The sequence below is a fragment of the Pauljensenia sp. 27098_8_83 genome, assembly GCF_041432695.1.
GTDB lineage: Bacteria > Actinomycetota > Actinomycetes > Actinomycetales > Actinomycetaceae > Pauljensenia.
The window spans coordinates 79,273-105,321 of record NZ_JAPWAD010000003.1; the positions used below are offsets into that span (position 1 = coordinate 79,273).

24 protein-coding genes are annotated in these 26,049 nt (G+C 66.0%); 6 read left to right on the forward strand and 18 right to left on the reverse strand.

Annotation, left to right across the window (positions count from 1 at the left end; translation table 11 throughout):
- Window positions 1-17: 17 nt before the first annotated feature.
- Together serA and O3656_RS02350 are read left to right on the forward strand one after the other, a co-directional pair.
- Window positions 18-1,223, forward strand: coding sequence for a phosphoglycerate dehydrogenase (gene serA / locus O3656_RS02345; protein WP_500062447.1), 1,206 nt, complete (start codon window positions 18-20; stop codon window positions 1,221-1,223).
- An 85-nt stretch (window positions 1,224-1,308) separates the two neighbouring features.
- The gene (locus O3656_RS02350; protein ID WP_500062448.1) at window positions 1,309-3,372 is read left to right on the forward strand and encodes an AMP-binding protein; all 2,064 of its coding nucleotides are present in this window, start codon (window positions 1,309-1,311) and stop codon (window positions 3,370-3,372) included.
- Window positions 3,373-3,445: 73 nt separating this feature from the next.
- Here O3656_RS02350 and nrdR read toward each other — a convergent pair whose 3' ends face one another.
- Entirely contained in the window at window positions 3,446-4,036 is a 591-nt protein-coding gene (nrdR, locus tag O3656_RS02355; RefSeq protein ID WP_500062449.1) for a transcriptional regulator NrdR, read from the reverse strand.
- A gap of 56 nt (window positions 4,037-4,092) precedes the next feature.
- On the reverse strand, window positions 4,093-4,557 hold the full coding sequence (locus O3656_RS02360) for a LysM peptidoglycan-binding domain-containing protein (RefSeq protein ID WP_500062450.1): 465 nt from the start codon (window positions 4,555-4,557) through the stop codon (window positions 4,093-4,095).
- 187 nt (window positions 4,558-4,744) lie between these two features.
- Between O3656_RS02360 and lexA the strand changes: the two genes are divergently transcribed.
- Window positions 4,745-5,425 carry a transcriptional repressor LexA gene (gene lexA, locus O3656_RS02365; RefSeq protein ID WP_500062451.1) on the forward strand — a complete coding sequence of 227 codons (681 nt, stop codon included), beginning with the start codon at window positions 4,745-4,747 and terminating at the stop codon, window positions 5,423-5,425.
- 64 nt (window positions 5,426-5,489) lie between these two features.
- Here the strand turns inward: lexA and O3656_RS02370 are convergent, their stop codons facing one another.
- From O3656_RS02370 to hflX, 3 genes are all read right to left on the reverse strand, one after another.
- Window positions 5,490-6,479 (reverse strand): L-lactate dehydrogenase, encoded by a 990-nt coding sequence (locus O3656_RS02370; RefSeq protein ID WP_500062452.1) that lies wholly within the window; start codon window positions 6,477-6,479, stop codon window positions 5,490-5,492.
- A 96-nt stretch (window positions 6,480-6,575) separates the two neighbouring features.
- Window positions 6,576-8,522 carry an ATP-dependent DNA helicase gene (locus O3656_RS02375; protein WP_500062453.1) on the reverse strand — a complete coding sequence of 649 codons (1,947 nt, stop codon included), beginning with the start codon at window positions 8,520-8,522 and terminating at the stop codon, window positions 6,576-6,578.
- A complete protein-coding gene (gene hflX, locus O3656_RS02380; protein ID WP_500062454.1) occupies window positions 8,519-10,051 on the reverse strand; it encodes a GTPase HflX in 1,533 nt (510 codons plus the stop codon). Before hflX ends, O3656_RS02375 begins: the two co-directional genes overlap by 4 nt.
- A gap of 85 nt (window positions 10,052-10,136) precedes the next feature.
- On the opposite strand from hflX, the gene O3656_RS02385 reads away from it, so the two are divergent.
- Entirely contained in the window at window positions 10,137-10,751 is a 615-nt protein-coding gene (locus O3656_RS02385) for a class I SAM-dependent methyltransferase (RefSeq protein ID WP_500062496.1), read from the forward strand.
- A gap of 69 nt (window positions 10,752-10,820) precedes the next feature.
- On the opposite strand, the gene dapF is transcribed toward O3656_RS02385, so the two are convergent.
- Complete coding sequence (gene dapF / locus O3656_RS02390; RefSeq protein ID WP_500062455.1) at window positions 10,821-11,744, reverse strand: diaminopimelate epimerase; 924 nt, start codon at window positions 11,742-11,744, stop codon at window positions 10,821-10,823.
- Window positions 11,745-11,791: 47 nt separating this feature from the next.
- Window positions 11,792-12,781 carry a tRNA (adenosine(37)-N6)-dimethylallyltransferase MiaA gene (gene miaA, locus O3656_RS02395; RefSeq protein WP_500062456.1) on the reverse strand — a complete coding sequence of 330 codons (990 nt, stop codon included), beginning with the start codon at window positions 12,779-12,781 and terminating at the stop codon, window positions 11,792-11,794.
- Between the two features lie 60 nt (window positions 12,782-12,841).
- On the opposite strand from miaA, the gene O3656_RS02400 reads away from it, so the two are divergent.
- Window positions 12,842-13,288, forward strand: coding sequence for a histidine kinase (locus O3656_RS02400; protein ID WP_500062457.1), 447 nt, complete (start codon window positions 12,842-12,844; stop codon window positions 13,286-13,288).
- Entirely contained in the window at window positions 13,281-13,823 is a 543-nt protein-coding gene (locus O3656_RS02405; RefSeq protein WP_500062458.1) for a YbjN domain-containing protein, read from the forward strand. The genes O3656_RS02400 and O3656_RS02405 overlap by 8 nt, the downstream gene beginning before the upstream one ends.
- Window positions 13,824-14,207: 384 nt before the next feature.
- Here O3656_RS02405 and miaB read toward each other — a convergent pair whose 3' ends face one another.
- The 11 genes from miaB to O3656_RS02460 all read right to left on the reverse strand — a co-directional run bounded on the left by miaB (window position 14,208) and on the right by O3656_RS02460 (window position 26,048).
- Window positions 14,208-15,746 carry a tRNA (N6-isopentenyl adenosine(37)-C2)-methylthiotransferase MiaB gene (gene miaB, locus O3656_RS02410; RefSeq protein ID WP_500062459.1) on the reverse strand — a complete coding sequence of 513 codons (1,539 nt, stop codon included), beginning with the start codon at window positions 15,744-15,746 and terminating at the stop codon, window positions 14,208-14,210.
- 11 nt (window positions 15,747-15,757) lie between these two features.
- Window positions 15,758-16,270, reverse strand: a complete 513-nt coding sequence (locus O3656_RS02415) for a CinA family protein (protein ID WP_500062460.1) — start codon at window positions 16,268-16,270, stop codon at window positions 15,758-15,760.
- Window positions 16,258-16,884 carry a regulatory protein RecX gene (locus O3656_RS02420; protein WP_500062461.1) on the reverse strand — a complete coding sequence of 209 codons (627 nt, stop codon included), beginning with the start codon at window positions 16,882-16,884 and terminating at the stop codon, window positions 16,258-16,260. Before O3656_RS02420 ends, O3656_RS02415 begins: the two co-directional genes overlap by 13 nt.
- A gap of 3 nt (window positions 16,885-16,887) precedes the next feature.
- Window positions 16,888-17,979 (reverse strand): recombinase RecA, encoded by a 1,092-nt coding sequence (gene recA / locus O3656_RS02425; protein WP_500062462.1) that lies wholly within the window; start codon window positions 17,977-17,979, stop codon window positions 16,888-16,890.
- A 246-nt stretch (window positions 17,980-18,225) separates the two neighbouring features.
- On the reverse strand, window positions 18,226-18,450 hold the full coding sequence (locus O3656_RS02430) for a DUF3046 domain-containing protein (protein WP_500062463.1): 225 nt from the start codon (window positions 18,448-18,450) through the stop codon (window positions 18,226-18,228).
- Between the two features lie 3 nt (window positions 18,451-18,453).
- The gene (locus O3656_RS02435; RefSeq protein ID WP_034475698.1) at window positions 18,454-18,768 is read right to left on the reverse strand and encodes a helix-turn-helix domain-containing protein; all 315 of its coding nucleotides are present in this window, start codon (window positions 18,766-18,768) and stop codon (window positions 18,454-18,456) included.
- 170 nt (window positions 18,769-18,938) lie between these two features.
- Window positions 18,939-19,661: a CDP-diacylglycerol--glycerol-3-phosphate 3-phosphatidyltransferase gene (gene pgsA / locus O3656_RS02440; protein ID WP_500062464.1), complete on the reverse strand. Its 723-nt coding sequence runs from the start codon at window positions 19,659-19,661 to the stop codon at window positions 18,939-18,941.
- A gap of 17 nt (window positions 19,662-19,678) precedes the next feature.
- Entirely contained in the window at window positions 19,679-22,510 is a 2,832-nt protein-coding gene (locus tag O3656_RS02445) for a DNA translocase FtsK (protein ID WP_500062465.1), read from the reverse strand.
- A 57-nt stretch (window positions 22,511-22,567) separates the two neighbouring features.
- A complete protein-coding gene (locus tag O3656_RS02450) occupies window positions 22,568-23,467 on the reverse strand; it encodes a PfkB family carbohydrate kinase (protein ID WP_500062497.1) in 900 nt (299 codons plus the stop codon).
- Window positions 23,468-23,582: 115 nt separating this feature from the next.
- The gene (locus O3656_RS02455; protein ID WP_500062466.1) at window positions 23,583-25,274 is read right to left on the reverse strand and encodes a ribonuclease J; all 1,692 of its coding nucleotides are present in this window, start codon (window positions 25,272-25,274) and stop codon (window positions 23,583-23,585) included.
- Window positions 25,275-25,373: 99 nt separating this feature from the next.
- A complete protein-coding gene (locus tag O3656_RS02460; RefSeq protein ID WP_500062467.1) occupies window positions 25,374-26,048 on the reverse strand; it encodes an ABC transporter ATP-binding protein in 675 nt (224 codons plus the stop codon).
- Window position 26,049 lies beyond the last annotated feature (1 nt).

The window sequence follows — 26,049 nt, forward strand, 5'->3', positions numbered from 1 at the left end:
TCTGCGATGATGGGAGCATGACACGCGCACTGCTCCTGGAAAACCCGCACGACGTCGCCGACGATATTTTCGCCAAGTTCGGCATTGAGGTAAGGCGCATCAAGGGTGCCCTGTCCGAAGATGACCTGATCGAGGCTCTCGAGGGCGTGGACTACCTGGGTTTGCGTTCCAAGACCGAAGTCACCGAGCGCGTGCTGCGTGCGCGCCCCGAGCTCAAAGCCATCGGTGCCTTTTGCATCGGCACGAACCAAATCGACCTGGCCACGGCCACCGAGATGGGCGTCGCCGTCTTTAACGCGCCCTACTCCAATACGCGCTCCGTCGTCGAGCTCGCGATCGGCGAGATCATCGACCTCTCGCGCCGCGTCACGGTGAAGAATTCGCGCCTGCACCGCGGCGTGTGGGACAAGAGCTCAGACGGCGCCCACGAGGTGCGCGGCCACACCCTCGGCATCATCGGCTACGGGAATATCGGAACCCAGCTTTCCGTTCTCGCCGAGGCCATGGGCCTCAACGTCATCTTCTACGACGCCGCCGAGCGCCTCGCCCTCGGTAATGCGACGCAGATGCCGACGATGGAAGCCGTCCTGCGCGAAGCCGACATTATTTCAGTGCACGTGGACGGCCAGGAGTCCAACACGAACCTCATCGGGCACGTCGAGTTCGAACTCATGAAGCCCGGTGCCCTCTTCATCAACCTGTCGCGCGGCCACGTCGTCGACGTCGACGCGCTGCACGCCGCGCTCGTCTCCGGACACCTGGGCGGTGCCGCCATTGACGTGTTCCCGGAGGAACCACGCGCCAACGGCGACCCGTTCACCTCTCCCCTGGCAACCCTCGACAACGTCATCCTCACGCCCCACATCGGCGGCTCGACGGAGGAAGCCCAGTACGATATCGGTCGTTTCGTCGCCGCCAAGATCGGCGAATACCAGGTCAGCGGCTCCACCGACATGAGCGTGAACCTGCCGAACCTGACGATGAACGTGGGCAGGCGCTCGCGCTACCGCGTGCGCCTCATCCACCGCAACGTTCCGGGCGTCATGGCGCGCGTCAACCAGATTTTCGCGTCCTCCGAGGCCAACGTCGACGCCCAGATCCTCGCCACCCTCGACGAGGTCGGCTACGTGCTCACCGACATTTCGGCGGGCCTGGGACGCGAGGCACTTGAGGAGCTGAGCCACCTGCCCGAGACCATCCGTTTGATCGCGACGCCGCTGTAAAACTGTCGCGTTCATCGCGTTTCCACCTGGTCAACGCACGCCGTGGTTACGGTATCGTAGGTATACCGTTCCCAAAGGAGGACAGATGGACCTCACGTCGCAGCTGCGCGCCCTGTACGCGCCCGGCGTCGCCTACGAGATCGCAACGCCCGCTCAGCCCATCCCCGAGATGGTCCTGGAAGTAGCCTCGCGCTACCCGAAGCGCGCAGCCATCGACTTTTTCGCGCGCCAGCTCACGTACGCGGAGCTCGCCGACGAGATGCGTCGATGCGCCGGAGCTCTCCACCAGGCTGGCGTCCGCGCCGGCGACAGGGTTGCTCTCGTCATGCCGAATTGCCCGCAGCACGCCGTCGCCGTTCTCGGCACGATGCTTCTCGGCGCGGTCGTCGTCGAGCACAATCCCCTGGCACCCGCAGGCGAACTGGAAAGCGAGTACGCTCGTCACGGCGCACGCGTGACGATCGCGTGGTCCAAAACCCTCGAGAAACTCACGTTCCTCGGGCGCGGCCACACCACCTTCTCCATGGACCTGACGACGGCGCTGCCCACGGCCTCGCGCCTGGCACTGAAGCTGCCCGTGAAGGCGGCACGCGAGAAGCGCGAGCAGCTCGCAAGCCCGCGTCCCGGCTGGGCACGCTCCTGGACGCGCGCAATGCGCTCAGCCACCCCCTGGCAAGGAAGCTGCCCATCTGCCATGGATGACGTGGCTCTCCTTATCCACACGGGTGGAACGACGGGCGTCCCAAAGGCCGCCGCGCTCACGCACGCCAACCTCATGGCCAATGTCGAAGAATCGATCGCGTGGGTACCGGTCCTCCACGAGGGGGCCGAGGTCTTCTACTGTATCCTTCCCCTCTTCCATGCCTTCGGCTTCACGATTGGCTTCCTGGCGGGCCTGCGTTTGGGTGCGACGATCGCTATGTTCCCCAAATTCGACACTGCGCTGGTACTGGCAGCTCAGCGCCGCCTGCCGTGCACGTTCTTCCTCGGCGTTCCCCCCATGTACGAGCGCCTCCTCAAGGCGGCCGAAGGCACAAACGTCGACCTGTCGTCGATCCGCTTCTCGCTGTCAGGCGCCATGCCTCTCTCGGCTGCACTTGCCGATCAGTGGGAACAAGCCACCGGCGGCCTCATGATCGAAGGCTACGGCATGACCGAGGCTTCCCCAATCATCCTTGGTTCTCCTCTCGCTTCCTCGCGCGCACGCGGAGCCCTGGGCATTCCCTACCCTTCCACTCAGGTCCGCATCGTCGATCCCGAAAACCCGTCGCGCGAGGTGGCCGATGGCGAGGTCGGCGAGCTCATCGCACGCGGCCCACAAGTGTTCTCCGGATACTGGAACCAGGATGAGGAAACCGCCGAAGTCTTCACGGCGGATGGCTGGCTACGCACCGGCGACCTCGTGCAGGTACGTGACGGCTTCATCTACATGGCTGACCGACGCAAGGAGATGATCAACTCCTCCGGCTTTAACGTCTATCCCTCCCAGGTCGAAGAGGCCGTGCGATCAATGCCCGGCATCCTCGACGTCGCAGCCGTTGGCGTACCTGCCGGAGAGTCCGGCGAGGACGTCGTCGCAGCGGTCGTGCTCGAAGCCGGCGCCTCCGTGACGCTGGGTGACCTGCGCAAGTGGGCGGAAAAATCACTCGCCCACTACGCGCTCCCTCGTCAGATTGTCGTCATGACCGAGCTTCCTCGCTCGCAGCTGGGCAAGGTCATGCGCAAGAAGGTGCGCGAGCAAATCCTGGGTGCTCAGGCGGCCGCCACGGATGCTGTTGCGGGCGCGCGCGACGCCGTCGTAGGCGCACGCGAAGCGATGAGCGAGAGGGTTGCCGAGGCACGCGGCGCCGCTTCCGAGGCCGTCGCGGAGGCGCGCGAGGCCGTCGCCGGAGCGCGCGGCGCAATGTCCGAGGCCATGGCTGAGGCACGTGAAACCATGTCCGAAAGGGTCGCAGAGGCGCGTGAAACCGCCTCCGAGGCCATGGCCGGAGCGCGCGATTCCGTCGCCGAGGCGGTGGCAGGTGCGCGTGAGTCCGTGTCCGAGGCCGTGGCGGGGGTCCGTGGATTGTCCGCGGGCACCCAGGGATCTACCCCCACTACCGGAGACGATGCACCAACGGCTGACGACCAGGAGACAACCGAGAGCTAATCACCAGGCATCACCATGCTGACGAGTAGTGCCCGGTCCTCGTTGAGGGCCGGGCACTACTCGCACATCAGAATCAGTCGTCTCCGAGCAGCGTGGGCGCTGCCGCGACGGAGCGTTTGCGGGCAGAACGCGCCTTACGAGGCTTCTTCGCAGGGGCCGGCGCGCACTGGACGGCATCTTCCGCTGTCTCGGGAGCGTCAGCACCGGGAGCGGCGCTGCGCGAGCGCTCCCGCAGCGCGTGAATGGCCTGTTCGAAATCGTCGAGGTTATCGAACTGGCGATAGACGGATGCGAAGCGCAGATATGCGACGACATCCAGATCGCGTAGGAACGGAAGGATCGCCTTTCCGACCTCGTCTGTCGACACGTTGGAAACACCCGTCGAGCGCAGCTGCTCCTCCACCTGCTGGGCAAGAATCGCGAGCTGGTCATCCGACACAGGCCGACCCTGGCAGGCCTTCTTCACACCCGATACAACCTTGTTACGGGAGAAGGACTCGACCACCCCGGAGCGCTTGACGACCTGGAATGACGAGGTTTCAAGCGTCGTGAAACGCTTCTTGCAGTGGGTGCACTCACGACGACGCCGAATCGAAGCGCCGTCGTCCGCGATGCGCGTATCGACGACGCGTGAATCCGGGTTATGACAGAAAGGGCAGTGCACCCTTCAACGGTACACGCAAAGACACCCGTCTGTCACAGGAGTCCCACGTGCCACCGTCAGCGAACAGGGACAATGATCCTCTGGCCAGGCTGCAGGGCACCGCGCACGTCGTTCATGCGTTCAATGTCGGCGACGACCTGCTCCAGCGGACGGTCCGTCTTCACGCCCTGGGCAAGCGACCACACAGAGTCACCGCTGACGACAGCCTTCGTGACGGTCGGACCATCGTATGCGTCCGGCTGAATGGCCAGACCGAGGGCACCAGCGCCAACCGACAGGACGAGCGTCGCCAGCACGCCAGCGAGCAAACCGCGACGCGACGACTGAGTCCGACGACGAGGAGCAGCAGGCGCGCGCAGGTACGAGGGATCATCAATGCGCTGAGCCTCAACACGACGACGTGCAGAGGGGGCCGTAGAGATGTCACGAACAGTCGCGAGCGGCGCTTCCTCCATGACACGAAGCGGGGAGCGGCGCGCAGGGAACGAGACGGCAACCTTCCTCACAACGGGAACACTCATGAGAACCTCCAGAAACCTTAATCGAACATCTGTTCGTCGAACACCTGTACGATAGCATGTAATCCACACAATGTCGAGACCCGCTCGAACATATGTTTCATTTCGTCTGCGATCGTCATATCCTTGACGTATCCAGTGGACGACCACCCATGCACATCTGCGTCCACCCACAGGAGAGGCAGACCCCATGACCGAGCGACCGATCAGCGATCGCCACCGCGCGATCCTGCGTGTTATCAACGAAAAGTTGGCATCAAGCGGCTTTCCCCCATCTGTGCGCGAGATCGCATCCGCGGTTGGATTGGCATCACCGTCGACCGTGAAACACCACCTCGACGCCCTTGAAGCCGACGGGTACCTTGTGCGCGAACCCGGACTGCCGCGTGCCCTTGACCTCACGGATCGTGCACGCGACGAGCTCGGCATCACGCCCTCCTCACAGCCCTCTGAAAAGGTCATTCGTATCGAAGTGCCCGTCTCCCACGTGGAGGAAGAAGGCACCGCTATCCCGCTCGTCGGTCGTATTGCCGCCGGTACCCCCATCACTGCTGAGCAGCATGTGGAGGATGTGTTCCACCTTCCAACGTCCATGACTGGGCACGGCGACCTCTTCATGCTCGAGGTCAGCGGCGAGTCCATGGTCGATGCGGGTATCTTCGACGGCGACTACGTCGTCATCCGTTCTCAGAACGAGGCTCGCAACGGAGAGTTTGTCGCCGCCATGATCGACGGCGAGGCCACAGTCAAGGAACTGTCCGTCACGGGTGGCCACGTCTGGTTGCTCCCACACAACCCGGACTACTCCCCCATTCCTGGCGACGAGGCCACCATCCTCGGCAAGGTCGTGACCGTCATTCGTTCGCTCTGACGCACTGCAATAAAGAGTGGCGCCACCCAAGAGGGTGGCGCCACTCGCTATCTGTCGGTGAGGATCAGAAGCCCAGGTCGCGGGCAACCTGACGCAGGCGCTCGGCCGAGGCAGTCAGACCATCGCGCTCGTTGAGCGTGAGCGGCGGGTTGAGGACTCGTCCGGCACCGTCGCGGCCCACGATGGTCGGGGCGGCCATGACGACGTCCGAGATACCTTCCCAGTCCTCAAGCAGGGTCGAGATGGTCAGGACTCGCTGCTCGTCACGCAGGACAGCACCCGCGATATTCGCAGCAGACAGGCCGATCGCGTAGTTCGTCGCACCCTTGCCCTCAATGATCTTGTAGGCGCTCTGGACGACCTCCTGTGCAATGGAGTTGCGCAGAGCCGAGTCGAAGACACCACCGGACAGGGTCGGGCCCCACTGCGACAGCGGAACGTTGCCGATCTCAGCGCTGGACCACAGGGCGACCTCGGAGTCGCCGTGCTCGCCCGCCACGTACGCGTGGATGTTCTGGGTGGCAACGCCGGTCTCGCGCGAGACAAGGTAGCGCAGGCGGGAGGTGTCGAGCACCGTGCCCGAACCGAAGACCTGGTTGCGGGGCAGTCCCGTGAGCTTGAGCGCCACGTAGGTGACGACGTCAACGGGGTTCGTGACGAACATGAAGCGGGCGTCAGGGGCCACGTTCTGCAGGTTCGGCACGATCTTCTTCATAAGGTTGACGGTCGAACCGGCCAGCTCAAGGCGCGACTGTCCGGGCTGCTGCTTCGCGCCAGCAGTCACGATGATCAGGTCGGAACCACGAACGATCTCAACGTCGTCGGAGCCCTCAATTGAGCCGGCGGGCGTGAACTGAATGCCGTGAGCCATATCAAGGGCCTCGGCCTCCACCTTCGCCTTATTGATGTCCTGGAGGACGATCGAGCGGGCATCGCCGCGCATCGCGCATGCATACGCGACAGCGGTACCAACCGCACCGGCGCCGATAATGGCGATCTTAGAAGGACGTCCGGAGGACTTTGACGGGTACAGGGTCTGGGCTTTATTTTCCACGAGTGTCTCCTAGAGTCTGCGGGCACGTCTATTCTCTCAGATGGAAGCCTCCCCGCGCCCGTTAACTGTGCGACGTTTTACACGCTCACGGGCTACTTACCCCTCGTGGTCGCTCCCCTGCGCGAGGCGACGCAGGGCACCGCGAACGACCTGCGGATCCGTCGTCGGCCACATGGCAGGCAGGGAGCGCATGATGAAACTGCCATAGCGCTTCGTCACCACGCGTGGATCGAGGATCGCGACGACACCCCGGTCGTCGGTCGAGCGCAGAAGGCGCCCCACGCCCTGGGCCATCATGAGCGCCGCGTGCGTGAGAGAGACGGATACGAAGCCGTTGCCGCCACGGCGTTCCACGTCCATGGATCGGGCGCGGGACACGGGATCGTCGGGGCGCGGGAACGGAATCTTGTCGATGACGACGAGTCGACAGGCCTGCCCGGCTACGTCGACACCCTGCCACAGGGACATCGTGCCCACGAGGCAGGAGTCGCGTTCCTCCCGGAAGCGCTGGATCAGCTGAGCCAACGTTTCTTCGCCCTGCAGGTAGACGGTCAAGTCCGTACGCTCACGCAGGGCCTGCGCTCCGGCCATCGCCCCGCGCTTCGACGCGAAGAGGGCAAGCATCCCTCCGCCCGAGGCCTGCGCGAGTTCGACGAGCTCGTCGAGCAGTTCCTCGCAGGGACCGTCGCGCCCGGGCAGGGGCAGGTGGGTCGCCACGTAGCGGATGCCCTGGCGCGCATGGTCGAAGGGTGATCCCACATCGATGCCGTGCCAGGGCACGCCCGACACAGCCATGCCGGATTGCGCGGCCATGAAGTCGAAGTTCCCGCCGAGCGCGAGCGTCGCGGACGTGAGGATCGCGGGGCGCTCACCGATACCGGTTCCACCGATGGCTGCGGACACGTCAAGGGGCCCAACGGTGAGGCGCGCATTATCGGACTCATCCTTCGTGATGTAGGCGATCGACTGGTCGGGGTCCCTCCCCCACGCTTCGAGCGCCGCGATCAGCTCATCAATGGCGGCACGGGCTAAGAGTTTGGCGGCGGGCTCTCCCTGCGCGTCCGACACCTCGTGGCTGGCGCGCCGAGCCGCGCCATCGAGGACGACCATCGCGTCGATGAGGGCGCTCGGCCGGTATTCGAGGAGGCCCGCCTCCAAGGGGGCCATGGCGGCACCCAGCCCAGCCCCGGCCTCGTCGAGGTCCGTGGAATCGATCGAGAGATTCGAGCGCAGGGAGCGCGCCACGCGACTCACGCGGGCCACCGTCAGGTCGGCGGCCGCCTGGGAACGCACACGGTCGGCCAGCTCGTGGGCCTCGTCGATGACGACGGCGTCGTACTCGCCGAAGAGCTCGCCCTCCCCGCACGCGTTGATTCCGAACAACGAATGGTTCGTGACGACGACATCCGCGTCCGCGGCCTCCAGACGGGCCGCCTGCGCGAAACACTCGTCGATGAGCGGGCAATGCTTGCCCAGGCACTCAGGCTTTGCGACCGACGCATGGTGCCAGGCCCGGTCCGAGACGCCGGGCACCAGATCGTCACGGTCCCCCGTCGTGGTGTCGCTGATCCACTCGCGAATGCGCAGGATCTCCTTGCCGAGTTCACCCGTCGGTCCGACGCTCATATCCCGGTCTTCAAAAAGAGTTCCCTCGGTGGGATACCCTCCGTCGAGCTTATGCAGGCACGCATAGTTCGACCAGCCCTTGAGCACCGCGACCTTCAGACGCGTCCCCGTCACGGAAGCGACCGCGTCAATAGCAACCGGCGCGTCCTTGACGAGAATCTGACGCTGCAGCGCGAGCGTGGCCGTCGAGACCACGCCTCGCACACCGCTCGTCGCACAGTAGGTCAGCAGGGGCACCAGGTAGCCAAGCGACTTACCAGTGCCCGTTCCCGCCTGTACGAGGAGGTGGTGACGGTCCTCGAGCGCAGCGGCTCCTTCGGCGACCATCGAGGCCTGGCCCTCGCGCGCGGACCCGCCCATCTGGGCAACGACCGCATCGAGGACGCGACCCGAGGCCTCGACCAGGTCCTCGCTCACGAAGCGGTCACCGCCGCGTCGCCCACGGTGCCACCCACCGCCTCATGAGCAATGAGGGCGGCCAGGGCCTCGTCGACGCGCGCGACGATACGCGTGCCCGTCTCCACGTACTCCTCGCGCTCAACGTCGCCCTCCTCGTGGATCCGATGGACGAGGGAGCCCGCCGAATACGGCAGGATCGCGTCGACGGCCACCCGAGGCCGGGGCAGCATGTCCTCGAGGGCCACGCGCAGCGCGTCCACGCCCCAGCCCGTGTGAGCGCTGAGAGGGACGGCATTCGGAAAGACTGTGCGCAGCAGCGCAATCTGCTCGGGCGAGGCCAGATCGGCCTTATTCAGGGCGATAAGCTCGGGAATCTCCGAGGCACCCTCGATCGTGTCGATCACCGCACGCACGGCCTGCACCTGTGAGACCGGGTCCGGGTGCGCGGCATCCACGACGTGCAAGATGACGTCGGCCTGGCCGACCTCTTCCAGGGTCGAGCGGAAGGCCTCGACCAGCTGGGTGGGCAGGTTGCGCACGAAACCGACCGTATCGGTGAGGGTGTATTCGCGCCCGTCTGCGGCGCGCGCACGGCGCACCGTCGGGTCCAGCGTGGCGAACAGCGCGTCCTGGACGAGGACTCCCGCGTCCGTTAGACGATTGAGTAGCGTCGACTTGCCGGCGTTCGTGTACCCAGCGATGGCCACCGAGGGGACTCCCCCACGGCGGCGAGAGTTGCGCTGCGTGCGTCGAGCGGGCTCCATGCGCGCGATATCCGCACGGAGCTTCGCCATGCGCGTGCGGATGCGACGACGATCCAGCTCGATCTTGGTCTCACCGGGACCCCTGGAACCGATACCCGCGCCGCCGGCGACGCGGCCGCCAGCCTGACGGGACATCGACTCACCCCAGCCACGCAGACGCGGCAGCAGGTACTCGAGCTGAGCCAGCTCCACCTGCGCCTTGCCCTCACGGGACTTGGCGTGCTGGGCGAAAATGTCGAGGATCAGGGCCGTCCGGTCGACGACCTTGGCGTCAACGACGTCCTCCAGCCCGCGGCGCTGCGAGGGGGCCAGCTCCTCGTCGACGATGACGGTGTCGGCCTCAACGCTACGTACGATCTCGGCCAGCTCGCGAGCCTTGCCGGACCCCAGGTAGGTGGCCGGATCGGGCTTCATGCGACGCTGAATGATGCCGTCGAGCACGCGCGAACCGGCGGTCTCCGCGAGCGCGGCGAGCTCGCGCAGCGAGTTCTCGGCTTCTTCTTCGCTCTGCGTGGTGCGTAGGCCCACGAGCACGACTTTTTCGAGTCGCACCTGGCGGTATTCGACCTCGGAAATGTCCTCGCGGTCGGAGGCACCGGTGTCGACGCGGCGCGTGCCCGCTCGAGCCTCGCGCTCAAGAGCACCCGCGTCCTGGGACGTGTCCTGACCCGTCGTCGATGCGAGCGCTGTTCCCGAGCGCGCGAGGATACGCGCGACAACGTCGTTGACGCGCTGGTCGCGCTCCTCTTTCGAAGAGTCCGCACCTGTGTGGGTCGTGTCCATAACCATCCTTTTTGTGGGGACTTCTAGTGTCGCACGCCCCGTCCTCATCTGCGCCGCCGCGCGCGGGCGCGATAGGCTTTCTCCCGTGGACGAACAGTACTTCTCCGACTCTTCCCCTGCGAGCGCCGATGAGATCCGCACGATCGAGGTGAGCGCGCGCGGATTCGACCTGTCGATGCGCGTGTCGTCGCGCGTGTTTTCGGGCTCTAAGCTCGATCTCGGGACGCGTCAGCTCCTGGAGAATGCCCCGGACCTGCCCGAAGACGGGACCTTCCTGGACCTGGGGTGCGGGTGGGGTCCGATCGCGACGATCATGTCGCTGGAGTCCCCGAATGCAACCGTGTGGGCGGTGGACGTGAACTCTCGCGCGGTGGATCTGACGCAGCGCAATGCCCAATCCAACGGCGCGAGCAGGGTGCGCGCGCTGAAAGCCGAGGAGGCGCTCGCCTCGTCGCAGAAGTCGGACACGCGCTTCGACGTCATCTGGTCCAACCCGCCCGTGCGCATCGGCAAGGACGCGATGCACGAGATGCTGCTGGCATGGTTGGGCAGGCTCGCCCCCACCGGCGTCGCCTACCTGGTCGTCCAGCGCAACCTGGGCGCTGATTCGCTCATCGCGTGGCTGAACGGTCAGGGGTATCAGGCCTCGAAGTACGCGTCGAAGAAGGGCTTCCGCATCATCGAGGTCCGTCCCGCCTGACGTCCTGCGTTCGGTCGACGAGGCCGGGGCCGCCTCGCGCTCTCCGGCGCCGTTTTCTCGGGTTCGGGTTCAGGATAGGCGGATCTCCGCGACTCGGATCGCGGGTCCCGTGAGGAACACCGAGGCGTCCGTGATACGGGGGTTCTCCCCCGTCCAGTCGATGACTCCGTCGAGGCCGACGATGACCGTTCCACCCGGGATGTCGACGACCCACTGGGTGGGCGCACCCGGTCCGCGACGCAGGGCGGTGGCGAGGGCCGCCGCGCAGCACCCGGTGCCGCACGCCTGGGTCTCTCCCACACCGCGCTCCAGCACGCGCATCGCGATATGTCCGTGTTCTTCACCGAGCTCCGTCAGGTCGACGACCAGCTCGAGATTCGTGCCTGCTTCTGGCTCCGGATCGTAGGAGGGGCGCTGCGCCTGCGGGATCTGTGAGACGTCGACCGTCGGCAGGAACACGCCGCGCAGGGTCTCCTCGTCGGCGAGCTCGACAACCGTGTGCGGGTTGGGCATGTCCACCCAGATTCCTCGCAGGACAGCGTCGATCCCGGGGACTGCCACCTCGATTGTTTCACGCGCGGGAGACGCGGCCGGCCCCATGTCGACGCGGTAACTGGCGCCGCGCCCCTCATCCTCAGACTCAGGGGTGACACGCTTGATACCACCGCGCGTGGCCACGTCCAGGGTGCGGCCAACCGGCAGATCGACGAGGCCCTCGCGGCGCAGGTGATCGACGAAGACGCGCACGCCGTTACCGCACATCTCGGCCTTTGATCCGTCGGCGTTGCGGTAGTCCATGAACCACATTCCGTCACGCTCGACGGCCCGGATGAAGCCATCGGCACCGATCCCGAAGGCCGGGGAACACAGCGTGGCGACCTCCACCTCGCTGGGATCGTAATCGTCGAAGCGATCCGTCGCGACGACGAAGGAATTACCGGCACCGTGAGCCTTAACAACGCGGGCGTGGGCAGGCAGCTGCGTATGTGTCATGGATCCACCGTAGCCCTCGCGTGCCGGCCGCGCAGCCGCCGACCGTGTTACGAGCGTCCCAGGGCGGCCTCGGCCTCGCGCTGCGTCAGCTCGACGACATGACGTGCCAGGGCCTCGTCCGAGGCGAAATCCTCCACGTCCAGCCAGTGCACGCGCGGGTCTGGACGCAGCCATTTGACCTGGCGGCGCGCCAGCTGGCGGGTGGCCAGCGCGATGGATTCCACGGCCTCGTCCTCGCTCATCTGCCCATCGATGACGGCGAGCGCCTGGGAGTATCCCGTCGCACGGGACGCGGTCTTCGCCTCCCGCAGGCCAACGTCGATGAGCGCGCGCACCTCCTCGATGAGCCCGCCGTCCATCATGGCGCGCGTGCGCAGCGCGATGCGCTCGTCGAGCTCCTCCATCGGGCGACGCAGCGCCACCATGAGTGCCGGTGCCACGAACTCGTGGCGCGGCATGGACGCCGAATAGGGGCGCCCGGTCAGCTCGATGACCTCGAGGGCGCGGATAATCCTGCGAGCGTTATGCGGGTCAATACGCTCCGCCGATACCGGGTCCAGCTGACAGAGTCGATCATGGAGGCCCCGCGAGCCCATCGGCCCCTCGGCTTCTTCTTCGAGTCGGGCGCGCACGGCCTGGTCCGTGCCCGGAAACTCGATGACGTCCAGGAGAGCACGCTGGTAGAGACCCGACCCTCCCGCGACCACGGCGACACCCCCGCGCTCGTGGATACTCACCACATCGGCGCGCGCATGCCTCTGGTAGGCGGCCACCGACGCCTCGTCTCGGACGTCGAGCACGTCGATCTGGTGGTGGGCGATTCCCCGGCGCTCCTCCACCGGGGTCTTGGCCGTTCCCACATCCATGCCGCGGTAGAGCTGCAGGGCATCAGCGGACACGATCTCACCCGGGCCAGGCGCTCCCAGCGCCTCCGGCAGAACACATGCCAGCTCCAAGGCGAGGTCCGACTTTCCCGAGGCCGTGGGCCCCACAACCGCGCACACGACGTCCGACGCGCGTCCAACCGATGTCTCCATGGCCACCAGTGTACGGGTGCCTCCCACAGATACCCCCCAACAACGGCTAGGCTTAACACCATGAGCACAACTGACACTCCTCCGGTCACCCTCGACCGGGTCATCCACGCGGTCGAGGCCGTCGGACTCATCCCGTTCGTCTCCTCCACCGGCCAGGTCGCCGCGATCTTGCCGAACCGCACCGTCCGCATCGCGGTGCCCGAGGGCCACCCGGTTCAGGGAGTCGCGGACTACCCACGATTCTTCGACCCCTCGCACGCCGACGCCATTGCTTCCGCAGTGCGCCGCCTGAACGCGTCCACCTACCTGCCGAAGATCACCTCCGGCACGACCGAGACCGGTGCCATCGCCCTGCACCTGCAGCACACCTTCAACTGGGTCGTGGGCGCCACCGACGCACAGGTGCACGCCGAGGTCTCCCAGTTCATCATGGCCTCCGTCGCCATGATGAACCAGCTCGACATCATGTTCCCCGACCAGTGGACGAAGGAGGCCGCCAATGCCTGAATGGAAGAGCTTCACCTTTGGTGATGACGGCGAGGCCAAGCCCGAGGCTATGCCCGCCCCCGCCACCCCCTCCCCCGCGATGGAAGCCGACGAATACGCCGCCAAGTGGGGCACCGAGGTGTCCGAGCTGACGATCGAACGCATCGAGAAGGTGCTTGAGGGCGACGGTCTGCCGCACGGCTCGAACGAGTTCATCGCCGTCACCCAGCTGGAGGACGTGCAGTTCCAGATTCATCGCGAACCCGTCGACGCCCCCTGGGCGCAAATCGAGACACGCATCGCGGTGCCCGGCGAGGGCCATACTGAGGTCTCGCTGCAGGAGAAGGCGAACGAATGGAACAACGCCCACCTGCAGCCGACGGTCTTCCCCATCGAAGGCGGTGACGGCTGGGTCCTCATGGCTGCGTCGCGTTTCTTCGTCGGCGAGGGCCTGTCGGACCGCCAGATCCACACGATGCTGCGCCGCGGCCTGATTATCGGTCTGTCGGCCGCTCAGGAAATCCCCGCGCTCTTCGCGCACGGCTCCGACGAGTAAACCCACTCCTCTGGCCACATACATGGTGCCCCGCTCCTCCAGCTGGAGGAGCGGGGCACTCTCGGTGGAGTGTGCGCCGACTACATGCGAAGGCGCGGCAGGCACCGCGTGCACGGGAAAACCACGGGTCGCATAGGGGGGCTCGAATCGACCCGCACTACCGAGAGTGCTCCCGCATGCCGATCGCCTCATCATCGTGACGATCGCCACGAAACAAAAGTAACTCAGGAGTAGCGCGTCACACATTCGTTTGGGGGCGACGTTTTCCCATTTTTCGTTTGTGCGACCGATCAAATGTGCAGTATCGTCTGCGCAGAGTTTCCGGTCACGCGTGGGCCTCTCCGGACACATGCCCGAAGAGGCCCACATTAGTGCAGGTCAGCGTCAGCGCGGGGCACCCACGCGCAGCGTGGGAATGCCCAGAGACACCGTGGTGTCCGGCTCATCCTTAGCCTGACGGGCCTCCCACGCGTCCCCAGCGCGCGTACGACGCACCTCGAACAGACCACCCTGCGTGCCCGAGTCTGCAATCAGGTGGTGAGGCGCCCCATACGTGACGGTCGCGCGGATCATGTCACCCGGACGAGGGCGATCGGCCTCGGACAGCCCCTGCGGCAGAGCGACGTGCACGAGGCGATTGTCGCGCGCGCGGCCCGAGATGCGGTGCGTGGCGCCGTCCTTACGGCCATCACCCTCGGAAACGAGAACCTCAACCTCGGTCCCGGCCAACGCGGCGTTGTCCTCGGCGCAGATGCGTTCCTGAAGCTTAATCAGGCGCTGATAGCGCTCGAGCGCCACGTCGTCAGGCACCTGATCCTCGCGATCCGCGGCGGGCGTGCCCGGCCGCGGGGAATACAGGAACGTGAAAGCCGAGGAGAAGCGTGCCTGCTCGACGACATCAAGGGTTGCCCGGAAGTCCTCTTCGGTCTCCCCCGGGAAGCCGACGATGATGTCCGTCGTGATGGCGGCGTGCGGGATAGCTGCACGCACACGCTCGAGGATGCCCATGAAACGTTCGCGGCGGTAGGAGCGGCGCATTTGACGCAGGACCGCATCGGACCCGGACTGCAGGGGCATGTGCAGGCTCGGCATAACCGTGGGAGTCTCCGCCATCGCAGCAATCACATCGTCGGTGAAAGCGGCCGGATGGGGCGAGGTGAAGCGCACGCGCTCAATCCCCTCCACGCGCCCAACGGCGCGCAGCAGGTCTGCGAATGCGCCGCGCTCGCCGAAGCCCACGCCGTAGGAGTTCACGTTCTGACCCAGCAGGGTCACCTCGATGGCTCCCTGCGAGGCGACGGCCTCAACCTCGGCGAGGATATCGCCGGGTCGACGGTCGCGTTCCTTACCCCGCAGATGCGGGACGATGCAGAACGTGCAGGTATTGTTGCAACCCACCGAGATCGACACCCAGGCGGCATAGACGCTCTCGCGGTGCGTGGGCAGCGTCGAGGGGAAGACCTTCAGGGATTCCTCGATCTCAACGGCCGCCTCACGGTTGTGCTCGGCGCGGCGCAGCAGAGCGGGGAGGACGTCGATGTTGTGCGTCCCGAAGACGGCATCCACCCACGGGGCTTTCTCAACGATGCCGTCTCGCATCTGCTGGGCGAGGCATCCACCGACCGCGATCTGCATTCCGGGACGCTTGCGCTTGACGGCGGCGAGCTGCCCGAGGTTACCGAAGAGGCGGGTCGCGGCATTTTCGCGGACGGAACAGGTATTGATCACGATGACATCTGCACCCATATCCCCCGCATCGGTCGCGCGAGCGGCTGCCTCGGGGACCTGCTCGACGGGGACAAGGCCGGCCTGCTCCAGCAGACCCGCCATGCGTTCTGAGTCATGTTCGTTCATCTGGCAGCCGAGCGTGCGCACCGCGTAGGTGCGGGGCGTAGCAGCGCCATCCTGCGTCATCGTATTCATCGCAGTGAAGTTTAGTCGCCCGCCTGCGCACCGGCGCAGTCGAGCACGTCACGCACGAGAACAAGAGCTGCGTCAATGGCACCCGCGCGCACCGCCGCACGATCACCCTCAAGGTGCAAGAGTCGATGCTCCTCCCCCGCCGGGTGCGCGCAGGCGATGTGAACAGTACCGGCGGGGAAACCGTCGGCGGGGCCCGGACCAGCGACCCCGGTCGTCGATAAGCCAATGTCTGCGTGGAACAGCTCGCGCGCCCCTCGGGCCATCTGGCGAGCAACCTGCTCATCCACCGGGCCCGTCAGCGCCAGCTGGCTCGCCGAGACGCCCAGGACAGAGGATTTCGTATCGACCGCGTAGGTGCACGCACCCCCGCGCACGACGTGAGAGGCGCCGGGTACGTCCACGAGGCGCGCGACGAGGCCTCCCCCCGTCAGCGATTCTGCCGTCGCGATCGTCAGGCCGCGCTGCGTCAGATCCGCTATCAGGTCGGCAAGCACCTCATCACTTACTGCGGTCACAGTCCCCACTGCCAGGCCTCCTCAGCGCCACTCTCCTCGTCGCCCCACGTGTCGAGGGCGTCGCGCACGGCCGCAGACGCGACAGACGGCGAATACCCCTTGCGTACGAGCATGGAACTCAGTCTACGGTAGGCGGTCTCGCGCGGGACGCCCGCGAGGGAGCGACGTTTGCGAGCCACCAGCTGCGCCGCGCGCTCCGCCTCATCGTCCCGATCGATCTGAGACAGGGCATGCTCGATCGTCGAAGAGTCCAACCCCTTGCGTACGAGAACCTCGCGCAGCGCGCGGCCCGAGGCACCCGTGCCGGAAAAACGCGAGCGAACAAGCGCATCGGCGTAGGCCTGATCGTCGACGAGGCCAACGGCCTCAAGACGGTCGACGACCTCGACGGCGATCTCGGCGCTGAAGCCTCGCCCTTCGATCGCGGTGGTCAACTCCGAGCGGGAACATGCGCGTGCGTCTAGTTTGCGCAGGGCGACCTCGCGCGCGGCCTCGATCGCCGCTGTGCCCGTCAGGGCCGCATTGCGTTCGCGGGCGCGCGCGAGCCTCTCGCCCGGGGAGGAACGCCGACGACGCTCCTCCCCCAGCTCGGGATTATCTTCGGGATCCAGGTAGCGGACCACGGCTCAGAAGCCCGCGTCCTCATCAGGATCAATGTCGGGCACTTCCTGAGACGCCTGGTCCGGGTCCGGGGCCTCACCGATGCCCAGCGACACGAGGATCTTCTGCTCGATCTCGTTGGCCAGCTCGGGGTTATCCACGAGGAACTGACGCACGTTCTCCTTACCCTGACCGAGCTGGTCATCCCCGTAGGTGAACCAGGAGCCGGACTTGCGCACGATGCCGGCCTCGACGCCCATGTCGATGATCGAGCCCTCGCGCGAGATGCCCTTGCCATAGACGATGTCGAACTCGGCCTGCTTGAAGGGCGGGGCCATCTTGTTCTTCACGACCTTGGCGCGCGTGCGGTTACCAACGGGCGCACCGGCTTCCTTGAGGGTCTCGATGCGGCGCACGTCGATGCGCACCGACGCATAGAACTTCAGCGCCTTACCACCCGTCGTGGTTTCCGGGGAACCGAAGAAGACGCCGATCTTTTCACGCAGCTGGTTGATGAAGATCGCGGTGGTGCCGGTCGCGGACAGGGCGCCCGTGATCTTACGCAGAGCCTGGCTCATGAGTCGAGCCTGGAGGCCGACGTGGGAGTCGCCCATCTCGCCCTCGATTTCCGCCTTGGGCACGAGTGCCGCGACGGAGTCAATAACGATGATGTCGATGCCGCCCGAGCGGATCAGCATGTCAGCGATCTCGAGGGCCTGCTCACCCGTATCGGGCTGGGAGACCAGGAGGGAGTCGGTGTCGACGCCCAGGGCACGCGCATACACGGGATCGAGGGCATGCTCCGCGTCGATGAAGGCAGCGTTGCCACCGGCCTTCTGGGCGTTGGCGACGGCATGGAGGGCGACCGTGGTCTTACCGGAGGACTCGGGGCCATAGACCTCAATGACACGGCCGCGCGGCAGGCCACCGATACCGAGGGCGACATCCAGAGCAAGGGACCCCGTGGGGATCACCTGGACTGGCGGACGATTATCGTCGCCGAGGCGCATGACGGAGCCCTTACCGAACTGCTTATCGATCTGCGACAGGGCGACTTCGAGTGCCTTATTGCGATCATTGGTCGCGGGCTTTGCGGCGGGTGCTTTACGGGCAGCCATGGTGATCCTTTCGTCTGAGGCCTCTCCGGCCTGCGGGTGTCCTGGCCTGGTATGCCGCCCCTCTCCGAGGCGACATGACGAGTATGTGACCGGCCATCGTCATCTGCGTCCCGCGCGCGCCTCCCCTGTGGATGACACGCGTCGGAACATCGTCGCCCACAAGCTTAGATGGAACACATGTTCGATTGTCGATCGACACGCCGCAGACGAGCCAAACGGGCGTCGATCACAGGAACGTCAGCCCGCTCAGCGCCCCCGCTCTCGCGGATCGACGCGATGGATCCAGCGCGCATCCTCGCGCCCAGTTTCCTCGCACAGTCTCGCCCATACCTCGTCCGGATTCACTCCCGCGGCCAGCGCGTCATGCGCGGTCGCTCCCAGCGAGGCGAGATACAGGTCGGAAACATACGAGCGGCCGAGGGCCGACCCGAAGGTCGCCTCGACCGCCTCGTAAAACTCAGAGTGCTTCACGCGTCAGGAAATCAGCGTGACGGGCACGATCTCATCGGGCACTGCGTCCGGAACGACTGCGCCATCGATGATCGCCATGCGCTCAGAGACCTCGCGCAGGACAAACCACAGCGGGACACGCAGGGCCGACGTAATGGCCTCAAGCAGTTCGGAGGACGCTTCCTTCTGGCCGCGCTCAACCTCGGACAGATAACCGAGGGAGACCTGCGCCTCCGAGGAGACTTCGCGCAGGGTACGACCCTGGCGCTGGCGGATGCCGCGCAGGACATCGCCCAGTTCGCTGCGCAGCAGCGGGGTTTCGCTCAGTGTCTTTTCCATAGTGTTACTGTAGCCGTTCTGTTTTGAGGAGCGCATTGTCAGTTCGCGCATCGAAACGCTGTGACGCCGCATGTTTGCTCCTTGGCTTGCATTCATACCTACGCAACGCGGGAGGTTTCAGGCTTATTCCACCGACGAGTCGATGAGCCTATGGGTTGCGTCACCCAGGCTCAACTCTGAACGTGCTGTCCCGCGAGACCCCGCTTCGACGGTTCCTTCGACGCTTCCTCGTTCACGGGTGCGTCCAGGGTTGAGCTCTCATCCTCGCTCCCGCCGGAACCACGCATGAGGCGCACCCCCTCGAGGACGTACATGAAGCCCGAGTAGAGCGTGAGCGCGAGAGCGACGCCCGCGAGGGCCATACCCAGCTGGATCACCAGGACCACCCACCACTCGTTGGCATCGGAGAGATACTTGAAGTGCGCCCACGGGATCAGCAGCACACCCAGGGCCACGATCTGCATGAAGGTCTTGAGCTTGCCCGCCTGATTCGCGGAGACGACGACGCCTCGGCGCAGGAAGAACGCACGCATCGCGGTGATGCCAAGCTCGCGCACGGCGATGAGGATTGTCACCCACCAGGGCAGGAACCCCTGATAGGACAGCAGGCCGAAGCCGCACAGCGTGAGGGCCTTGTCAGCGATGGGGTCGGCGATGCGACCGAAGTCGGTGATCTGACCCCACGAGCGCGCAAGCTCGCCGTCAAAGCGGTCCGTGATGGCCGCGATGGCGAAGACGACGAAGGCCGCCCACAGCGCGGTCCATGACGTGCTTTGCAGACCAAGGATCACGAACACGGGGACGAGAATCAGGCGCAAAACGGTCAGCGCGTTAGGCAGGTTCACGACGGGAACCTTGCTGTCTCGCTGCACGCGCGACACGTTATCGCTCATGACCGTTTCCTTTCCTCTCAGCGGCCCGTGAGCTGCCAAGCATCCTCGTTGTCCTCGGGCTCCTCGTCGACCCAGTCGGGCGATGAACCACCAAAGTTATGTCCAGAGTACGGGTCTACCCCACTGCCGCGCGAATCGCTGGCGCCAGCCGTGCCCATTTCGTAACCGGATGCGGGCGATTGCGTGGGAGCGGACGAGGCCGGGGCCCCCTCCGTGATCCCTGCGCCAGCGCCGACGGCTGGGCTGGGCGCCGCCTCAGGCGCAGCCGGAGCGGGCGCGGGGACGGGCTCGGGCTCTGAAATGCTGGCGGACTCTCCGCGCAGCATGGCGAGGACCTCGGGCAGCTGCTCGGGGGTGACGAGCACTTGGCGCGCCTTGGACCCTTCGGAGGGGCCGACGATGTCGCGCGATTCGAGCAGGTCCATGAGGCGTCCGGCGCGGGCGAAGCCGACGCGCAGCTTGCGCTGGAGCATCGATGTGGAGCCGAGCTGTGTCGAGACGACGAGTTCGGCGGCCTGCAGCAGGTCTTCGAGATCGTCTCCGATGTCTTCGGCGACCTTGGTTTCCTTCTTGTCCGGTACGACGTCATCGCGGTAGTGCGTCTCCATCTGGCTCTTGACGTGCGCGACGACCTGGTGGATCTCGGATTCGGAGACCCACGCGCCCTGGACACGCATGGGCTTGGACGCGCCGGCGGGCAGGTAGAGGGCGTCGCCCTGGCCGATGAGCTTCTCGGCGCCGGGCTGGTCAAGAATCGTGCGCGAGTCGGTCAGCGATGACGTCGCGAATGCGAGGCGCGAGGGGATGTTGGCCTTGATGAGGCCGGTAACCACGTCGACCGAGGGGCGCTGGGTAGCCAGGACCAGGTGGATACCGGCGGCGCGGGCGAGCTGCGTGATGCGCTGGATGGAGGCTTCCACGTCGCGCGGTGCGACCATCATGAGGTCGGCGAGCTCGTCGACGACCACGAGCAGATACGGGTAGGGGTGCAGCGTCCGATTCAGGCCCGGCTTGGCCTGCACCTGCCCGGCGGCCACCGCCTTGTTGAAGTCGTCGATGTGCTTGAAGCCGTAGTCCGACAGGTCGTCGTAGCGCGCGTCCATCTCCTTGACGACCCATTCGAGGGCCTCGGCGGCCTTCTTGGCGTCGGTGATGATGGGCGAGATGAGGTGCGGGATACCCTCGTAGATCGTGAGCTCCACGCGCTTGGGGTCGACGAGGATCATGCGGACCTGCTGAGGCGTCGCACGCATCATGATCGACGTGATCATGGAGTTGACGAAGGAGGACTTACCGGAGCCGGTCTGGCCGGCCACGAGCATGTGCGGGGTCTTCGCCAGGTTGGTGACGACGTATCCGCCCTCGACGTCCTTGCCGACGCCGACGACGAGCGGGTGCTGGTTGCGGCGGGCGGCTGCGGAACGCAGGACGTCGCCGAGGGCCACGTTTTCGCGGTCGGCATTGGGGATCTCGATGCCGATGGCGCTCTTGCCGGGGATCGGTGCGAGGATGCGTACATCGGCCGAGGCCACCGCGTAGGCGATGTTCTTCGACAGGTTGGTGAGCTTGTCGACCTTCACGCCGGCACCGAGGACGACCTCGTAGCGGGTGACTGTCGGGCCGCGCGAGAACCCCGTGACGCGCGCGTCGACGTTGAAGTCCGCGAAGACCTGGCCAAGAGCCGCGACGACCTGGTCATTGACCGCCGAGCGCGTCATGTGGGGTGGGCCGGAGACGAGGAGGTCTTCCGACGGCAGGGTGTAGGTGATCGAGTCGTCGAGGTTGGGTTGGAAGGCCCCCTCGGGCTCGTCCGTAATCGGCGGGGGCGCCGGCTCATCCTCGGGTTCGGGTTCGGGCACGTGGGCGGGAACCTGTACGGGTGCGGGAGCCACGGCCGGACGCATCTGCGTGAGCATCTCGGTGGGCGCGTCGGGCGTCGAGGCACGAGGCCGGGGCGTGGGTGCCTGCGCGGCGATCGCTCCGGACTCGAGAAGGCGCGTCTGGTCGGCCGAGTCGGAGTCGGTGGCCTGACGGAAGGACTCGTCCCCATCGTATTCATCGAGGAACGCATCATCGCCAGCCGCGAGGTCCTTGCGGGACTTGCGGCGAGCCTTCTTCGCGGGGTCCTCCGCGTCCTTCTCTGCGGACTCAGTCTCCCCCTCGGGGCGCTGTCCGCTGAGGTGCGCAGCGAGGTCACGCAGGCGCGCCGGTACGTCGGCAACGGCCGTGCGGGTGGCCAGCAGGATCGAATAAGCCAGGAGCAGGAGCATGAGAGCACCAGCTCCCCAACCGGACAGGAGCAGGGCGAGAGGACGCGCGACGAACCATCCGATGAGGCCACCCGCCGCCTCGATTCCGGGGTCGTCAGCCATACCGGGGTTTCCGCGCGAAATATGCACGAGGCCCGTCAGCGCTGCGGTGATGCCGATACCCCCAGCAATGTGGTGCGGCAGAGCCGAGCGTCCAGATCGGGCGGTCACCAGCTCAACAGCGAGCGCGATGAGAACGAGGGGGAGCACCACCGAAAAGATGCCGAACAGTCCTGCCGAGGCGTGGTGGATCGCGTCCCCGGCCTCGCCGGAAATCTGGAACCATTCACGCAGCGCGATCACGATGGCGGCCGCAACCACGACGAACGCAGCGGCATCGCGCTTCACCTGCGCGTCGGTCGCCTTCCACGCGCGCAGGACACCAATTCCCGCGCGGCCAACCGCGGAAAAGAAGCGGGCCAGGAAACCCGGCTGCGTCGGTTCGGGCTGGGGTGCCTGCGCAGACCGAGACGAGCCTCCCTTCGCGCGCGGGCGCGCGGGAGCCTTACCAGACGAGGAGCGTGGAGACGATTGTGCCATGATCGTTCCACCATATCGCCCGCCGCGGCCCGACTGAGCCAGGCGCGCCGCGCAAGATCAGCGCAGGATGTTCGTAACGACTCCCGTTTCGAGCACGTTCTCAACCTGATCGCGCGTCGGAACGGGCAGGGCAGACTCGTGGGAAACTGCCAGCGCAGCGCCCGCGTTCGCCATGAGGCACGCGGTCTCCAAGTCGTAGCCCATCACCAGGCCGGCGCACATCTCGGCGATGTGCGTGTCGCCCACGCCCGCGGTGTCCGCGATGGGCGTCTGGAAAGCGGGGATGGAAATGACCGGAGCATCGGCGAATTTCTGCAGCTCGCAGCCTCTCTCCCCAACCCGACGGACAGTCGCCGCGTCGGGACGCATGTAGGTGCGGATCGTGGCACCGGGACGATTGGCATCGAGAATACCCGCCAGCGTCGAGGCCTCCCAGCTGTTCATCGTCACCACGTCCGCACGCGCGAAGATCGTCTCCCACGCCTCGACGGGGACCTGGGCGACCGCGGGCGACACGGACACAACGAGGGTGACGTCAGGCGGCAGGGCGGCTGCCCACTCGCTCAGCTCCGAGGCGGCATGCGCGCTCGTCATATCCGAGGCGGCCACGTGGACCACATCCCCGTCGCGCAATTCGATGCTCGCCAACGCAGCGCGCGACGGCTCCGACTCGACGCCCGCCGTCACGACGGAACGCATCGACCCGTCCTCGACGATCAGCTGGATGACAACGCCAATGTCACCCACGAGCTCGGGAGTCAGCACCTCGACACCCGCTTCGACCAGCTGCTGACGCACCGCGAAGGAGTTCGGGCCCGTCCCCAGAGGTGAGGCCGCAGCCGTCGGCACTCCCATCTCAGCAGCAGCGCACAGGGTCGTGAACCCACCGCCCGGACGCGAGCTGGCCGCATCCGCGTGGACGGATCCCCCTCGCTCCGGCATGTATGCGATGTGCATCGGCAACACAAGCGCGACAGAATGCGTCGAAATGAAACGACCCGACACGAATTTTCCTTCCTTCAAGCGCGCTACCGCCCAGCACGCCACGGCCTCGTCGATGAAGAACGTCAGCCTACTGCTCGGTCACGACCGGAACGATCATAGGACGACGATGCAGGCGCCGCGCAACCCAGCGACCGATCACGCGGCGCATGGCCTGCTGCAGGACATAGGGGTCCTGACCGCCGGGTGCCGCAGCATCCGTGAGCGCCTGGGTAACGTCGGGGAGGATCTCTTCGAAGACCGAGTCGTCCTCGGCCATGCCGATCGCACGGATCTCAGGACCGGCCAAGACCATGCCGGAGTCGTGCTCGACGACCGCGAAAATCGAGATGAAGCCCTCTGAGCCCAGCGTACGGCGGGTCTCCAGTTCGTCCTCGGAGATCTCTCCGATCGAACGGCCGTCCACATACACGTACTCGCACGGCACGACGCCCGACACGCGCGCGACACCGTCCTTGAGGTCGACCGTCACGCCGTCCTCCGCCAGGACAACGTTCTGCGGGTCCATTCCGGTCTTGACGGCCAGCTGGCCGTTACCCACCAGGTGGCGGACCTCGCCGTGAATGGGCATCACGTTCTTGGGCTGAACGATGTTGTAGCAGTAGATGAGCTCGCCGGCGCTCGCGTGGCCCGACACGTGCACCTTCGCATTCTCCTTGGACACAACACGCGCACCCAGACGGGTCAGGTCGTTGATGACGCGGTACACGGAGTTCTCGTTACCGGGGATCAGCGAGGAAGCCAGCACGACCATATCGCCGGGCTCGATCGTCACCGTGCGGTGGGACCCCACCGACATGCGCGACAACGCCGCCATCGGCTCGCCCTGCGAACCGGTCGCCATGTAGACGCGCTCGGAAGGCGGCAGCTCGCTAATGCCCTTGAGATCCACGATGAGGCCCTCGGGGATCGACAGGTAGCCCTTCTCCTCAGCAATGCGCATGTTGCGCTCCATCGAGCGGCCCACGAAGGCCACGCGACGCCCGTGGTGGGCCGCCGCGTTGATGACCTGCTGGACACGATGCACGTGCGAGGCGAAGGAAGCGACGATGATCTGGCCGGTCGCCTCACCAAAAACCTGGTCGAGGACGGGGCCGATCTCGCGCTCGGGCGTGATGAAGCCGGGGACCAGCGCGTTCGTCGAGTCCACCATGAACAGGTCGACGCCTTCCTCGCCCATGCGAGCGAAGGCACGCAGGTCGGTGAGGCGACGGTCCAGCGGCAGCTGATCCATCTTAAAGTCACCCGTGATGAGGACGTTGCCCGCATCCGTGCGCACGAAGACCGCGAGCGCGTCGGGGATCGAGTGGGTGACGGACACGAATTCGAGGTCGAAGGGGCCGACGGTGAGGCGATCGCCCTCGGCGACGACGTTGAGGCCCGGGTCGGACAGGCGGTGTTCACGCAGCTTGGGGGCGACGAAGGCCAGGGTCAGATCGGATCCGTAGATCGGAATGTCGCCTCGCAGCTTGAGCAGGTAGGGCACGGCACCGATGTGGTCCTCGTGCCCGTGGGTGAGGACGAGGCCGACGACGTCGTCCATGCGATCCTCGATCCAGGAGAAATCCGGCAGGATGAGGTCAACGCCGGGCTGTGTTTCCTCGGGGAATAGAACGCCACAGTCCACGACCAGGAGCTTGCCCCGGTACTCGAGGACGTTCATGTTGCGGCCGACCTCGCCGAGACCTCCCAGCGGGATCACTCGCAGTGCGCCCTCTTCCAGGGGCGCGGGTTCGCTGAGGTTGTCGTACAAAGACTTCATGATGCCAGTCTGCCACGTTGGTGCCTCTTTGCCCGCATCGGGGGCCACGTTGGATAGGTCGGTCCCCTCACATTTGGCGTCATCGGGGGTGTTCGTGGGTCACTGGTCGCGCAGGTGCCCGTCTTCCATGGTGTAGCTGCGGTCGGCGAAGTGGCGGGCCTCGGTCTCGTGGGAGACGACGAGGACGGCGGCGCCGGCGTTCGCTGCGTCGCGCAGGAGCGTCAGGACTGCGGTCGCGTTCGCGCTATCGAGGCCAGCTGTGGGCTCGTCCGCCAAAACGATGGAGGGTTCCATGAGGAGGGCGCGCGCAATCGCCATGCGCCGCAGTTCCCCGCCCGACAGCTCGGTGGGTTTGGCTTCGGCCAGGTCGGCCAAGCCTACGGTAGTCAGCAGCTCGCGTCCACGCGCCGCGGGCGCCTCGTCCCGGCTGTAGAGGACTGAGGGCAGCAGGACGTTATCGAGGACCGTCAGGGCGCGCAGCGCCGTATTCCCTTGGGGGACGAGGCCGATGCGCGCGTTGCGCAGGCAGGAGCGCTCCTCGTCGCGCAGCGAGTACAGATCCGTCCCCTCGACACGCACGTGTCCGGCCGTGGGCGTGAGGATCCCGGCGAGCATGGTCAGCAGGGTGCTCTTACCGCTGCCCGAGTGGCCGGAGATGACGGTCAGCTGACCCTCATCCAGGCCGATATCCAGCGGGTGGACCGCGGTGAAGACCCGCTTTCCTCCGCGTGCCCTGGCGAACTCCTTCGACACACCCGTTGCCTCGATGATCATG